General features: G+C 62.4%; 13 protein-coding genes and 2 tRNA genes. 12 read left to right on the top strand and 3 right to left on the bottom strand.

The window, feature by feature from the left end; translation table 11 throughout:
- The first annotated feature begins 55 nt into the window (after positions 1–55).
- From greA to A9Z00_RS07960, 10 genes are all read left to right on the top strand, one after another.
- On the top strand, positions 56–532 hold the full coding sequence (greA, locus tag A9Z00_RS08005) for a transcription elongation factor GreA (protein ID WP_296975658.1): 477 nt from the start codon (positions 56–58) through the stop codon (positions 530–532).
- 199 nt (positions 533–731) lie between these two features.
- Positions 732–2,207 carry a lysine--tRNA ligase gene (lysS, locus tag A9Z00_RS08000; RefSeq protein WP_296975785.1) on the top strand — a complete coding sequence of 492 codons (1,476 nt, stop codon included), beginning with the start codon at positions 732–734 and terminating at the stop codon, positions 2,205–2,207.
- A 201-nt stretch (positions 2,208–2,408) separates the two neighbouring features.
- Positions 2,409–3,848 (top strand): putative glycoside hydrolase, encoded by a 1,440-nt coding sequence (locus tag A9Z00_RS07995; protein WP_296975656.1) that lies wholly within the window; start codon positions 2,409–2,411, stop codon positions 3,846–3,848.
- Positions 3,849–3,948: 100 nt separating this feature from the next.
- Positions 3,949–5,406, top strand: a complete 1,458-nt coding sequence (gene guaB, locus A9Z00_RS07990; protein WP_296975654.1) for an IMP dehydrogenase — start codon at positions 3,949–3,951, stop codon at positions 5,404–5,406.
- Positions 5,407–5,660: 254 nt separating this feature from the next.
- Positions 5,661–6,908, top strand: coding sequence for a D-alanyl-D-alanine carboxypeptidase family protein (locus tag A9Z00_RS07985; RefSeq protein WP_296975652.1), 1,248 nt, complete (start codon positions 5,661–5,663; stop codon positions 6,906–6,908).
- Between the two features lie 105 nt (positions 6,909–7,013).
- The gene (gene pdxS / locus A9Z00_RS07980) at positions 7,014–7,895 is read left to right on the top strand and encodes a pyridoxal 5'-phosphate synthase lyase subunit PdxS (RefSeq protein ID WP_296975650.1); all 882 of its coding nucleotides are present in this window, start codon (positions 7,014–7,016) and stop codon (positions 7,893–7,895) included.
- 36 nt (positions 7,896–7,931) lie between these two features.
- On the top strand, positions 7,932–8,525 hold the full coding sequence (gene pdxT / locus A9Z00_RS07975; protein ID WP_296975783.1) for a pyridoxal 5'-phosphate synthase glutaminase subunit PdxT: 594 nt from the start codon (positions 7,932–7,934) through the stop codon (positions 8,523–8,525).
- 27 nt (positions 8,526–8,552) lie between these two features.
- The gene (serS, locus tag A9Z00_RS07970) at positions 8,553–9,830 is read left to right on the top strand and encodes a serine--tRNA ligase (RefSeq protein WP_296975649.1); all 1,278 of its coding nucleotides are present in this window, start codon (positions 8,553–8,555) and stop codon (positions 9,828–9,830) included.
- 77 nt (positions 9,831–9,907) lie between these two features.
- Positions 9,908–9,996, top strand: a tRNA-Ser gene (locus tag A9Z00_RS07965).
- Positions 9,997–10,122: 126 nt separating this feature from the next.
- The gene (locus tag A9Z00_RS07960) at positions 10,123–10,341 is read left to right on the top strand and encodes a small acid-soluble spore protein P (protein ID WP_296975647.1); all 219 of its coding nucleotides are present in this window, start codon (positions 10,123–10,125) and stop codon (positions 10,339–10,341) included.
- A gap of 55 nt (positions 10,342–10,396) precedes the next feature.
- On the opposite strand, the gene A9Z00_RS07955 is transcribed toward A9Z00_RS07960, so the two are convergent.
- Positions 10,397–10,903, bottom strand: coding sequence for a GNAT family N-acetyltransferase (locus A9Z00_RS07955; RefSeq protein WP_296975645.1), 507 nt, complete (start codon positions 10,901–10,903; stop codon positions 10,397–10,399).
- Positions 10,904–11,074: 171 nt separating this feature from the next.
- On the opposite strand from A9Z00_RS07955, the gene A9Z00_RS07950 reads away from it, so the two are divergent.
- The gene (locus A9Z00_RS07950; protein WP_296975644.1) at positions 11,075–12,127 is read left to right on the top strand and encodes a hypothetical protein; all 1,053 of its coding nucleotides are present in this window, start codon (positions 11,075–11,077) and stop codon (positions 12,125–12,127) included.
- Between the two features lie 61 nt (positions 12,128–12,188).
- Here the strand turns inward: A9Z00_RS07950 and A9Z00_RS07945 are convergent, their stop codons facing one another.
- Both A9Z00_RS07945 and A9Z00_RS07940 read right to left on the bottom strand, forming a co-directional pair.
- Positions 12,189–12,647, bottom strand: a complete 459-nt coding sequence (locus tag A9Z00_RS07945) for a VOC family protein (RefSeq protein ID WP_296975643.1) — start codon at positions 12,645–12,647, stop codon at positions 12,189–12,191.
- A 164-nt stretch (positions 12,648–12,811) separates the two neighbouring features.
- Positions 12,812–12,888: transfer RNA gene (locus A9Z00_RS07940), tRNA-Pro, on the bottom strand.
- A gap of 622 nt (positions 12,889–13,510) precedes the next feature.
- Here A9Z00_RS07940 and A9Z00_RS07935 point away from each other — a divergent pair.
- Positions 13,511–13,860 (top strand): helix-turn-helix domain-containing protein (locus tag A9Z00_RS07935; RefSeq protein WP_296974762.1); only part of this gene is annotated, 350 nt, incomplete at its 3' end.

Below are 13,860 nucleotides of genomic sequence, written 5' to 3'. Positions count from 1 at the left end.
AGCGAATTCGGTTCCGGAAGGCCGTGAAAATAAGCTACGACGGGAGAATCGTCAGATGAACGACAAGGAAATCATTCTCACCCAGGATGGATTGAAGAAGCTCGAGGAAGAGCTGGAGCTTCTCAAATCGGTGAAACGGCGCGAGGTGGCGGAGCGGATCAAGATCGCCATCGGCTACGGCGACATCAGCGAAAACTCCGAGTATGAAGACGCCAAGAACGAGCAGGCCTTCATCGAAGGCCGGATCATGACGCTGGAGAAAATGCTCCGCAACGCGCGCATCATCAACAACGACGAGATCGACACCGACACGGTCGGCATCGGATCGATCGTGACCGTCGAGGACGTCGAGACCGGCGACACGGAAGAGTTCGTGATCGTCGGCACGGCGGAAGCCGATCCGTCGCAGAATCGGATCTCGAATGAAAGCCCCGTCGGCAAGGCGATTCTCGGCAAGAAGAAGGGCGACATCGTCGACGTGAACGTACCTGCGGGCATCATCAAATACAAGATTGTCGACATTAAGAAGTGACATTAAGAAGTAAGAAGGCATACGTCCTGCGTGCAGAGCTTCCTCCGGAAGCTTTTTTTTCGGAACGCACGAAGAGTTCGGCGGACGGCCCGCCTTCGGGCGGGGCCGCCTGCCCATCGGACAAGGAGTGGGGCATTTGGCAGAACAACAGCAAGACGTCGTGGAGACGGCCGGCCGAGAGCAGGGCCGAGAGCAGGAGATGAGCGAGCTGCTCCGCGTCCGGCGCGACAAGTTGGACGAGCTCCGAAAGCTCGGCATCGATCCGTTCGGGCGGAAGTTCGAACGGACGCATCTGGCAAGGGAGATTCTGGACGCGTACGACGCGCTGGATACGGAGGAGCTCGAGGCGAAGCAGGTGTCCGTCAGCGTCGCCGGACGCATCATGACCAAGCGGTCCATGGGGAAGGCATCGTTCGCCCACATTCAGGACCTGTCGGGCCGGATCCAGATCTACGTCCGGCTGGACGCGGTCGGCGAGACGCAATACAAGGCGTTCTCCATCCTCGACATCGGCGACATCATCGGCGTTCGGGGCACGGTCTTCAAGACGAAGACGGGCGAGACGTCCATCAAGGTCGAGCAGCTTGAAGTGCTGACGAAGTCGTTGCTGCCGCTTCCGGACAAATATCACGGACTGAAGGACGTTGAGCTGCGCTACCGGCAGCGCTACGTCGACCTCATCGTCAATCCGGAAGTGAAGCAGACGTTCATCAACCGTTCCCGGATCATCCAGGCGATGCGCCGCTATCTGGACAGCCTGGGCTATCTCGAGGTCGAGACGCCGACGCTGCATGCGATTGCGGGCGGCGCGGCGGCGCGGCCGTTCATCACGCATCACAACGCGTTGGACATGCGGCTTTACATGCGGATCGCGATCGAGCTGCACCTCAAGCGGCTGATCGTCGGCGGCCTCGAGAAGGTGTACGAGATCGGCCGGGTGTACCGGAACGAGGGCGTGTCGACGAAGCACAACCCCGAGTTCACGATGCTCGAGCTGTACGAGGCCTACGCCGACTACCGCGACATCATGACGCTGACCGAGAACATGATCGCGCACATCGCGAAGGAAGTGCTCGGCACGACGAAGATCACGTACCAGGGGATGGAGATCGACCTGACGCCGCCCTGGCGCCGCGCGTCGATGGTCGAGCTGATCCGCGAGGAGACGGGCATCGATTTCTCGAAACCGATGAGCGACGGGGAGGCCCGCGAGCTGGCGAAGGCGCACCGCGTGCCGGTCGAGCCGCACATGCGGTTCGGCCACATCGTCAACGCGTTCTTCGAACAGTTCTGCGAGCACAAGCTCATCCAGCCGACGTTCGTGACGGGTCATCCGGTCGAGATCTCGCCGCTCGCGAAGAAGAGCGATGAGGATCCGCGCTACACGGACCGGTTCGAGCTGTTCATCGTCGGGCGGGAGCACGCGAACGCGTTCACCGAACTGAACGATCCGATCGACCAACGCGAACGCTTCGAGGCGCAGCTCAAGGAGCGCGAGCAGGGCAACGACGAGGCGCACGAGATGGACGAGGATTTCCTGCGCGCGCTGGAATACGGCATGCCGCCCACCGGCGGGCTCGGCATCGGCATCGACCGTCTGGTCATGCTGTTGACGGATTCGCCGTCGATCCGGGATGTGCTGCTGTTCCCGCACATGCGGGATCGCGGCGAATAACGCATGCGAAAAGGCGAGACCGCCCGCCTGTTGCGGGCGGTCTCGCCGTCTGCGCGGCGGATCCGGGCCCGCGGCCGTGCCGCCGGGGGCGAAGCCTGTCGCAGTGAACGCGCATGTTCCTGAATTGGCGGAATCTCCTTCTCAAGCGGCAAACCCGGCGTGTCCATACTAAAGGCACACCAAGGTTGCGGAGGAACGCCCATGACGGTACGTGCGCTCGCTGTGACGGGAATGGTGCTCGCCCTGGCGGCGATCGCGGCCGGCGGCTGCGCGGCGGCGGACCCGGACGGGGGACGGACGGCATGGAAGGAGCGGCCGGACGCGCCGAAACCGGCGGACATTCGGGAGGTGCCGGATTCCGCCGGCTCCGCCGCGCAGTCGGACGAGCCGTCCGGTCCGATCGGAGCCGGAAAGCGGCCGGCGGACGGACGGAACGCGGCGCGATCCGGGGACGACGCGGACACGGAACGGTCGAAGTTCGGCGGCGGAACGCGGTCTGACGGGCCCGCCGGGACCGGCGCGCGGCCCGGTAGCGGACCGGGGACCGGGGCGGATCGCGGCGTCTCCGCCCGCGCGCGCGCCGGCTTCCCGGGGGTCCCGGCGGGCGTGCGCGGCATCTACGTCTCCGGCTGGATCGCCGGCAGCGGGGAACCGATGGAGCGGTTGATCCGGCTCGTCGAAGAGACGGATCTGAACGCGATGGTCATCGATGTGAAGAACGATCACGGCCGGCTGACCTATCGTTCGTCGCTGCCGCTGGTCAAGGCCGTCGGCGCCGACCGCGATCCTCCGGTGCGCGACATGGCCGGTCTCATCCGGCGGCTGAAGGCGAAGCGGATCTACACGATCGGCCGGGTCGTCGTCTTCAAGGATCCGCTGCTCGCGCAGGCGAAGCCGGAATGGGCGTTTCGCAGAAAGGACGGCGGGCTCTGGCGCGACCGGAAGGGGGTTCCGTGGGTCGAGCCGTACCTTCCGGAAGTCCGGGAATACAACATCGCGATCGCGAAGGAAGCGGCGTCGCTCGGGTTCGACGAGATCCAGTTCGACTACGTGCGCTTCCCCGACAACGGGGAGGCGATGGACCGCGCCGTCCGCTACCGGAATCCGGAAGGATGGACGAAGCGCGAAGCGATCGGCCGGTTTCTCCGCGAGGCGCGGGACCAGCTGCACACATCCGGCGCGGCGGTATCGGCGGACGTGTTCGGCCTGGTCACGACGGCGCGGGACGACATGGGCATCGGCCAGACCTGGCGGGAGATCGCCCCGGCGGTGGATGCGATATCCCCGATGATCTATCCGTCGCACTATGCGGCGGGATCGTACGGCATCCGCCACCCCGATCTGGAGCCGGCGGCCGTCGTCCGCCGCGCGCTCGAGGACGCCGGCCGGCGCAACCGGATACTGGCCGCGGAAGGGAAGCGACCCGCGCGGATCCGGCCGTGGCTGCAGGCGTTCACGGCCACCTGGCTGAGCCCGCATCGTACGTACCGGGCGGCGGAGATCCGCGCGCAGATCCGCGCCGCCGAAGCGGCGGGCGTCACGGATTTCCTGCTCTGGGATCCGGCCTGCACCTACGAATATCCGACGTCTTTCACAAGGCAGGTTGTCCTTGACAGGCCCAAAAACGCTTTGATAAGATAACGGCAATATACGCAGAAGCCGGAGCCGCGGGCGGCATCCGGATGCCGGAATGTGTCGGAGACGGACCCGAGGAGTCCGAATCATCGAGGAGGAACCAACTGTGTGGGAAACGAAATTCGCGAAGGAAGGGCTGACGTTTGATGACGTGCTGCTCATTCCGCGCAAATCGGAGGTTCTGCCGAGGGAAGTCGACGTATCCGTCCGCCTCAGCGACAAGGTGAAGCTGAACATTCCGTTGATCAGCGCGGCCATGGACACGGTGACGGAGTCGGCGATGGCGATCGCGATTGCGCGGGAGGGCGGCATCGGCATCATCCACAAGAACATGTCGCCGGTCCAGCAGGCGGAGGAAGTCGACCGCGTCAAGCGTTCGGAGAGCGGCGTCATCACGAACCCGTTCTCGCTCACGCCCGAGCATCACGTCTACGACGCCGAGGAACTGATGAGCAAGTACCGGATTTCGGGCGTGCCGATCGTGGACGAGAACGGCAGGCTGGTCGGCATCATCACTAACCGCGACCTTCGTTTCGTCCATGACTACTCGATCAAGATCAAGGAAGTCATGACCCGCGAGAATCTCGTGACGGCGCCGGTCGGCACGACGCTGCGGGAGGCCGAGGTCATCCTCCAGAAGCACAAGATCGAAAAATTGCCGCTCGTCGACGAGAACAACGTGCTCAAGGGCCTCATCACGATCAAGGACATCGAGAAGGCGATCCAGTACCCGAACGCGGCGAAGGACGCGCAGGGCCGTCTGCTCTGCGGCGCCGCGATCGGCGTGTCGAAGGACTGCTTCGAACGGGCGGATCTGCTCGTTCAGGCCGGCGTCGACGTGCTCGTCGTCGATTCGGCGCACGGCCATCACATCAACATCATCCAGACGGTGCGCAAGCTGCGCGAACGCTATCCGGACCTGACGATCGTCGCGGGCAACGTGGCGACGGGTGAGGCGACGCGCGACCTGATCGAGGCCGGCGCCTCGATCGTCAAGGTCGGCATCGGGCCGGGCTCGATCTGCACGACCCGGGTCATCGCCGGCATCGGCGTGCCGCAGATCACCGCGATCTACGACTGCGCGACGGTGGCGCGTCAGTACGGCGTGCCGATCATCGCGGACGGCGGCATCAAATATTCCGGCGACATCACGAAGGCGATCGCGGCGGGCGCAAGCGCGGTCATGATCGGCAGCCTGTTCGCCGGGACGGAAGAAAGCCCGGGCGAATCGGAGATCTATCAGGGACGCCGGTTCAAGGTTTACCGCGGCATGGGCTCGCTCGGCGCGATGAAGGACGGCGGCGGCGATCGTTACTTCCAGGAGAACGAGAGCAAGCTCGTGCCGGAAGGCATCGAGGGCCGGGTGCCGTACAAGGGGCCGCTGGCCGACACGGTCCATCAGCTCATCGGCGGGCTGCGCGCCGGCATGGGCTACTGCGGCGCGCGGAACATCGAGGAACTGATGAACGACACGCAGTTCATCCGGATCACGAACGCGGGCCTCAGGGAGAGCCATCCGCACGACGTGCAGATTACGAAGGAAGCGCCGAACTACTCGCTGTGACGGTACGGGAAGAACGGGGAACCGGGATGCGACATCCGGCCGCGCACGCGCGCACCCTTCGACGGGACGCGGACTCGACAGGGTCCGCGTTTTGGCGTTTTGCCGCGGTCGTCCATCCGGAAATCCCGGTTTCTCTGCCCGGAACGACTGTGTTACAATAAATGACGATAATGACGATACGACACGGGGAGAAAGGAGAAACGGAGTTGTACGATCACGGGAAGCGGTCTGTCCGCAAGCGGACATTTGCAGCTTTGACGGCCCTATTGTTCGCGGTATACGCGCTCGGTTCCGCGCCTTACGCCCTGGCGGAAGACGGAGCTGCGGCGATCTCCGGCACGACGTTCCAGCTCGGCGAGTCGGTCGACGCCGCCATCCTGATCGATTTCGAGACCGGACAAGTCCTGTACGAGCGCAATGCGGATGAACCGAGACCGCCGGCCAGCATGACGAAGCTGATGACGGAATACATCGTGCTCGGCCTGATCCGTGACGGGAAACTGAACTGGTCGGATGTCGTGACGGTCAGCAAGGAAGCCGCCTCGACACCGCCCGACGGTTCGCAGATCTATCTGGCAGAAGGCGACAAACATACGGTCGAGGAACTGTACATCGCGATGGCGGTCGGCTCGGCGAACGATGCCACGATCGCGCTCGCATCCCACATCGCCGGTTCGGAAGCGGCCTTCGTCGACATGATGAACGCCAAGGCGCGCGAGCTCGGGCTGTCCACGGCCCGTTTCACCGGCTCGACCGGTCTGCAGGAGGATACCGTGATCTCGGCCCGCGACCTCGCGAAGCTGGCGCGGATCATTCTGCAGGAGCACGGCGACACGTTCCTGAAATATTCGAGCATCACGCAATACAAGTTCCGGGAGCGGGACAAGGATCCGATGATCAACTACAACTGGATGCTCGAAGGGAACAAGGACGTGCCCAACTTCCGCCAGTACGTCTACGAGGGCGTCGACGGCATGAAGACCGGCTACATCAGCGCGGCCGGATACTGCTTCACGGGCACGGCCAAGCGCGGCGACCGGCGGCTGATCAGCGTCGTGATGGGCACCGACTCGATGGGCGAGCGGTTCCTGGAGACGGCGAAGCTGTTCGACTACGGATTCAACAACTTTGAAATGAAGACGGTCGTGCAGCAGAAGTCGACGATCGAATCCGTGGAAACGGTGAAGATCAAGAAGGGCGTCAAGACCGAGGTGCCGGTCGTGACCGAATCGGATGTGACATTCCTCGTCCGCAAGGGCGCCGAACCGCAGATCGAGATGACGAATCTCGACGTGCTGCCGCCCGAGGAACTCGTCGCGCCGATTCCGGCGGGCACGAAGGTCGGCTCCGTTACCTATGTGTACACGGACGGCGCATACCAGCTGGAGAAGACGGTTAACCTGATCACGGCCGAGGAGGCGAAGAAGGGAAGCTGGTGGCGGCTTCTGCTGCGCGGCATCGGCGAATTTTTCCGGAACCTGTTCAAGGGCATCATCGGATAGGCGGTCGGCGGCCACGGGCCGCGGTTGCCGGCGTCCATCCGTTAAGTTAAAATATAGGTTTAGTACGAATTCGGAAGACCAGTGTCGAGTGGGAGGAACTTGAAAATGGAAACCGGTACGACTCGCGTGAAGCGCGGCATGGCCGAAATGCAGAAGGGCGGCGTCATCATGGACGTGATGAACGCCGAGCAGGCGAGGATCGCGGAAGCGGCCGGCGCCGTGGCGGTCATGGCGCTGGAGCGGGTGCCCGCGGACATTCGCGCCGCCGGCGGCGTCGCGCGCATGGCCGACCCCGCGTTGATCGAAGAAATCATGAAGGCCGTCTCGATTCCCGTCATGGCGAAGGCGCGCATCGGGCATTATGTCGAAGCGAAGGTGCTTGAGGCGATCGGCGTCGACTATATCGACGAGAGCGAAGTGCTGACGCCCGCGGATGAGGTTTATCACATCGACAAGCACCAGTTCACGGTGCCGTTCGTCTGCGGCGCGAAGGATCTGGGCGAGGCGCTCCGCCGCATCCAGGAAGGCGCCTCGATGATCCGGACGAAGGGCGAACCGGGCACGGGCAACATCGTCGAGGCGGTTCGCCACATGCGGCTGATCATGAGCCAGATCCGCAAGGTGCAAAATATGTCGAAGGACGAGCTGTACAACGAAGCGAAGGTGCTCGGCGTGCCGTACGACCTCCTGCTCTACGTCCACGAGAACGGCAAGCTGCCGGTCGTCAACTTCGCGGCGGGCGGCGTGGCGACGCCGGCTGACGCGGCGCTCATGATGCATCTCGGCGCGGACGGCGTGTTCGTCGGCTCGGGTATTTTCAAGTCGGAGAATCCGGAGAAATACGCCCGCGCGATCGTGGAGGCGACGACCCATTACGAGGACTACGATCTGATCGCCCGGGTCTCGAGAAATCTGGGCGCGCCGATGCGGGGCATCGAGATTTCGCAGCTCACCGGCTTCGACCGGATGCAGGATCGCAGCGTGTGACCGGAACCCCGCGGAAAGAAGGGATCTCTCTTGACCATCCACATTGGCGTATTGGCGCTGCAAGGCGCCGTGGAGGAGCATATCCGCTCGCTGCGGCGTATCGGCGCGGAAGCCGTGCCCGTGAAGCGGGTTGAGCAGCTCGGAGAGCTGCATGGCCTCGTCATTCCGGGCGGCGAGAGCACGACGATCGGCAAGCTCATGCGCAAATACGGATTCATCGAAGCCATCCGCCGGTTTGCGGCGGATGGCAAACCGATTTTCGGCACGTGCGCCGGTCTGATCGTGCTGGCGAAGCGCATCGAAGGAGGGGAGGAGCCCCACCTCGGCCTGATGGACATGACGGTCGTGCGCAACGCGTTCGGCCGCCAGCGCGAAAGCTTCGAGACGGACCTGGAGGTGGCCGGGATCGACCGGCCGATCCGGGCGGTATTCATCCGCGCGCCGCTCATCAAGGAAGTCGGCCCGGGAGTGGAGGTGCTGTCCGTCTACAGGGGCGAGATCGTCGCCGCGCGGCAGGGCCGGTTGCTCGCCTGCTCGTTCCATCCGGAACTGACGGACGACAGCGCCCTGCATGCCTATTTTGTCGCGATGGCCGAAGAAGCGGCGGCTTCGGGAAGCGGCGCGAAATAGGAAGCAGAGAGAGGGGTATGCGAGAACGTGTTGGACGTCAGGTTGCTCCGCAACGAATATGACCGGGTGAAGCAGGCGCTTGAGCGCCGCGGCGCCCCGGAGGAACTGATCGCCGGCTTTCCGGAGCTGGACCGGCGCCGCCGCGAGCTGCTGACCGAGTCCGAGCGGCTCAAGAACCGGCGGAACACGGTATCGCAGGAAGTGGCGAAGATCAAGCGCGCGGGCGGAGACGCCGAAGCATTGATCGCCGAAATGCGCAAGGTCGGCGACCGCATCAAGGAACTGGACGACGAGGTGCGGGAGCTCGAAGCGAAGATCGATCAGCTGTTGCTCGGCATTCCGAACATTCCGCACGAGTCGGTGCCGGTCGGCGCGTCGGAAGAAGACAATGTGGAGATCCGGCGGCACGGCGAGCCTCCGGCGTTTTCGTTTGAACCGAAATCGCACTGGGAGATCGCGGACCGGCTCGGCATTCTCGACTTCGAATCGGCGGCGCGCACGACCGGATCGCGGTTCGTCTTCTACCGCAGGCTCGGCGCGCGGCTGGAGCGCGCGCTGATCAATTTCATGATGGATCTGCACGCGGAACGCGGATACGAGGAAGTGTTGCCGCCGTACATCGTGCACCGGGACAGCCTGATCGGCACCGGCCAGCTCCCGAAGTTCGAGGAAGATCTGTTCAAGATCGAAGATTCGGAGTTTTTCCTGATTCCGACGGCCGAAGTGCCGGTGACGAACCTGTACCGGGAGACGATCCTGGACGCCGCGGACCTGCCGAAGAGCTTCGTCGCGTATTCGGCGTGCTTCCGCGCCGAGGCGGGCGCCGCCGGACGCGATACGAGGGGCCTGATCCGGCAGCACCAGTTCAACAAGATCGAGCTGGTGAAATACGTGAAGCCGGAGGACTCCTACGCGGAGCTCGAGAAGCTGACGGGGGACGCGGAGTGGGTCCTTCAAAAGCTCGGCCTTCCCTACCGCGTCGTGGTGCTCTGCACGGGCGACCTGGGTTTCGCATCGGCGAAGACGTACGACATCGAGGTGTGGCTGCCGAGCTACGGGACCTACCGCGAGATTTCGTCCTGCTCGAACTTCGAGGACTTCCAGGCGCGGCGGGCGAACATCCGCTTCCGCCGTGAACCGAAGGCGAAGCCGGAGTTCGTCCACACGCTGAACGGCTCGGGGCTTGCGGTCGGCCGGACCGTCGCCGCGATCCTCGAGAATTACCAGCAGGAGGACGGTTCGGTGCTCATTCCGGAAGCGCTCCGGCCGTACATGGGCGGTCTCGACGCGATCCGTCCCGCATGAACGCTTCCAGGGAATATCCGGCCGCAATCGGTTGTCAACCGGTTGCGGCTTGTGGTACAATATAGGGTGCTTCATGCGGAGAGATACCGAAGTGGTCATAACGGGGCGGTCTTGAAAACCGTTGGGGCGCAAGCCCACGTGGGTTCGAATCCCACTCTCTCCGCCATATCCAAATGCAACCCATGCAGCCGATCCTTGACGGATCGGCTTTTTGATTGTCCGCCGTTCCGACGGGTGATGGGAAGCCGGGTTCCGGGGCACAATAGCCTTGCGTCCCGCGGCGGTTGAAGCTATGGACGCGCACGGCTGCCGCGGAATCCGGATCCGGTACCCGGAGGAAGGAGGGGTGGCGTTGGCGAAGCCCAGATCACAGGCCGTTCCCCGGCCGGGGCAAGACGATGCCGGGCGGGATGAGGATCCTCGGAACGGTTCGGTTCCGGAGCCGCTCTCCGGTTCCAAGAAGGTGAAGAATCGCCGGCACAGCAGGCAGAACCAAGGCGAAGGGTCCTGAGGTGATCGAAGGGCCGGCCGAATGCGATCGGCCGGCCCGATCGGCGGATTCGGGCTCAGGCGGGCGAAACCTCTTTCTCCATGACGTAATCGTCCATGACGAAGCCTCCGCCGATGTCCGCCACCTGCGTCCGCACGGTCCGGAAGCCGCTGTGCTCATAGACCGCGATCGACGAAGCGTTGTGCCGGTTGACGGTCAGCCAGATCGCCTTCAGCCCGCGTTCCCTGCACAGCTCCTCCAGGAAGCGGATGGCCCTGCCTCCATAGCCTTGACCCCGGTACGCCTTCAGCAGATAGAACTTGCTCAGGAACAGCTTCGATGGCTCCGGCCTGACGGCCAGATAGCCCGCATGGTTCCCGTTCACCAGCATGAGATAATATTCGTACCCCTGACGCTTGATCTGATCGGAGATCGCCGGTACGGACTGGAACTTGTCCAACATGTATTCGATCTGTTCCGCCGTGATGATGTTGATGTAGTGCTCTCTCCAGATTTCGGAGGCCAAACGGGCTACAGCCCCGATCTCTTCTTCCGTCGTGACGAGTTGAAACGAAAGCGTCATGCCGTCCATCCTTTCCGTCGTGCTCACTCCATATCGTACCGCACCGGAGAGGCTTTGCGAAAGAGGAGGCGCCGATGTTGAACGGGCCGGGCAACGGAATTCCTCTTCCCTCATCCTAACAAATCGTGTAAAATGAAGGAGTTATTTTGTTCGGAAAAGGGGAGTGGAGACATGAGACGCTGCCGACTCGCGTTGATGCTCGCCGTTGCGATGGTCGTCATGCTGGTCGTGTCGGCCTGCGGCAACAAGAAGGAGCCGATGAACGAGGTGATGCGGAACGCCCTCTCCGCTTCAACGGAGATGACGTCGTTCACATTCGACGGTTCCTTCGCCATCGACAAGCTCGAACTTCCGCCGGGGCAAGTGGGCGAAGAGGCGGCGGGCGTGCTGAACACGCTCCGCAGCATGACGGTGTCCGTCGAAGGCGCGTACGTCCAGGATCCGTTCCAGATGGAGATGAACATGAAGCTGACGATTCCGGGAGATCTGGCGCTCACGTTTGAAGTGCCGATCATCCTGACGGCGGACAAGATGTATGTCCGGGTTCCCGACATTCCGATGTTCCCGCTCGGGAACGCGGCGGGCAAATTCATCGAGATCGACCTGGCCGAGCTGGCGGAGGGGCAGCCCGTACCGACGCTCGACGTCGAAACGCAACGGAAGCTGTCCGCCGAATTGCTCGACATCGTGATGCGGCATCTCGAGGAGGAGACCTATTTCCGGGAGCTGAAGAAGGACGAAGTGCCGGGTCTTCCCTCGGATCTGAAGGCGGATCGGTACGTGAAGTTCACCATTACGCAGGACAATTTCGATGCATTCATGATCGCGGTCGTCGAGCGGATCGTGCCGGAATACGCCGATTTGCTGCTCAACCATCCGGAGTACCGGGCCGCGCTCGGCACCACGGAAGAAGAGGTCATGAAGCTGAAGGAATCGCTGCCTGATGATCCGGACGCGTTCCGGAAAGAACTGGACGAACTGAAGGACAGCCTCCGGATCGGCGAAATCAGCCTGACGGGCGCGATCAAGGGTGATTATCTGGTCTATCAGGTGCTGAAGGTCGACCTCGATTTCACGGACCAGGGGGAGACGACGAGCGTCGCCGCCACGTTCGATATCCGGTACGACAACATCAACGAGGACGTGACGTTCAAATACGGCATTCCCACGGACACGATCCCGATGGAGGAACTCGGATCGATCCTCTCCGGCGCCGGCCTGTGACGGACGGGCCGCAAAGCGGCAAGGGCCAAACCGCCCGTATGTCCGGCGGTCCGGCCCCTGCTTATTTCCGGTCGTTCTCGAGCAGTTCAACCATCACCTTCAGCTGCGGAAACGTATCCATGTACGCGTAACGGCCGCCGGTGTACTCACCCTTCTGGATGAGCGGCATGCCGAGTCCTTCGAGCTTCATCACCTTCTCCTTCATGCCGTCGATGACGAAGGCGATGTGATGGGGGCCTTCGCCGTACCGCTCGAGATGCTCGCGCCAGACGCTGGGCGCTTCGTCCGGCTCGATCAGCTCGATCTGCACCTGCCCGGCGTCGAGGAATGCGAGTTTCGCGCGGGCGGGCGTGCTTGCGCCCCGATATTCGGTCTTCGCAATATCGACGGTGTCCGTGACGATGATCGGGGGCTTCCCGATGCCGAGGAAGTCGGCCCACGCCTGCGCCGCCTTCTCGATGTCGCGAACGAGGATGCCGATCTGCGTGACGACCCTCGTCCCCAGAACGCCCTCTGCCATGGATGATCCCCTCCGCCGCTGCGGGAGATTGGCGCTTGCAAATGCCGGCGCGCGCCCCTCCGCTGCTAAGTTTCAACTCGATGCTACATGCGGGACGGCCGGCTGTCAATAACGGATGGAAAAATAAAAAAATTGCGGGAAAACCCGCAATTTCCGAAATGGAATGGTCGAGACGACAGGATTTGAACCTGCGACCTCTTGGTCCCGAACCAAGCGCTCTACCAAGCTGAGCCACGTCTCGACGGGATGTCATTTGAAACAAGCAATGATGATTTTAACACAGTCAGCGGCCGTTGTAAAGGGCTGTGATCGAAAAATTTTTGCCAACCCGCTGCGTTGCCCGGCCGCCAGCTGCTCATGTTTTCGCCGTTCGCCATGTCGGATATAACCATCCATATTTGGGCGAAACGCTGCTTATACGGAAACCGGAAGCCTGCCCCAGGATCGCGTCGCCCTGCTCCTTGCTCATCCCGGCCATGTTGATGCGGCGGGCCGGTCCCGTGCGGCAATCCCCTTGCTGCATCAAGCGGCAAAGCGGTATAAACAAAAAGCCCTCCCGGCAGGTTGTATCCTGCAGGAGGGCGCAATCTGCGTACTGGCGCGCCACGGTGGGACTCGAACCCACGACGCACAGTTTAGGAAACTGTCGCTTAACGGTGCAAAGCCGAGAAGCCTTGATACGACTGAATTGTTGACCTGCGGGATGACCGACAGATTGCGCCGGCTCCTGCAGTCAAGTGTAATTTTATCAAAATCGAGTATTGGAGGCAACCGACCCATACATTGTCGTGTCGTTGTTCTGTGATATTGTCAGGGTGTAACTGATCCGAGAAAATGTCAGTATGGGTAAGGAGCAGATCACCTTGACGAAGAGCGAACTGAAACGCGCTATGGTTCTTGAAAAATGGATCGATGGCCATCTCGCGGAACAGGATGTCGCGCGCATTCTTGGCATCAGTATTCGGCAAGCGTATCGGCTTAAGGCCAAATATCGCCTCGGAGGTGCACAAGCCATCGCTCATGGGAATCGGGGCCGTAAGCCCGCTCATACCTTGGCCGATTCGCTTAAACAACGCGTTATGCTCCTGTATCAGGAGCGCTACTTCGGAAGCAATGCCACCCACTTTGCCGAGCTGTTGGCCGAACACGAAAACATCCATTTAAGCGTCTCTTCGGTCCGCCGCATTCTGCTGGAAGGCGGGTTGCGTCCCGC

The sequence above is a fragment of the Thermobacillus sp. ZCTH02-B1 genome (assembly GCF_002159085.1).
Classification (GTDB): Bacteria; Bacillota; Bacilli; order Paenibacillales; family Paenibacillaceae; genus Thermobacillus.
This window is presented reverse-complemented; position numbering and strand designations above follow the sequence as displayed.

Coding starts and splice junctions, on each gene's coding strand:
- greA (WP_296975658.1), top strand. CDS start 56: ATGAACGACAAGGAAATCATTCTCACCCAGGATGGATTGAAGAAGCTC.
- lysS (WP_296975785.1), top strand. CDS start 732: ATGAGCGAGCTGCTCCGCGTCCGGCGCGACAAGTTGGACGAGCTCCGA.
- A9Z00_RS07995 (WP_296975656.1), top strand. CDS start 2,409: ATGACGGTACGTGCGCTCGCTGTGACGGGAATGGTGCTCGCCCTGGCG.
- pdxS (WP_296975650.1), top strand. CDS start 7,014: ATGGAAACCGGTACGACTCGCGTGAAGCGCGGCATGGCCGAAATGCAG.
- A9Z00_RS07960 (WP_296975647.1), top strand. CDS start 10,123: ATGGACGCGCACGGCTGCCGCGGAATCCGGATCCGGTACCCGGAGGAA.
- A9Z00_RS07955 (WP_296975645.1), bottom strand. CDS start 10,903: ATGACGCTTTCGTTTCAACTCGTCACGACGGAAGAAGAGATCGGGGCT.
- A9Z00_RS07950 (WP_296975644.1), top strand. CDS start 11,075: ATGAGACGCTGCCGACTCGCGTTGATGCTCGCCGTTGCGATGGTCGTC.
- A9Z00_RS07945 (WP_296975643.1), bottom strand. CDS start 12,647: ATGGCAGAGGGCGTTCTGGGGACGAGGGTCGTCACGCAGATCGGCATC.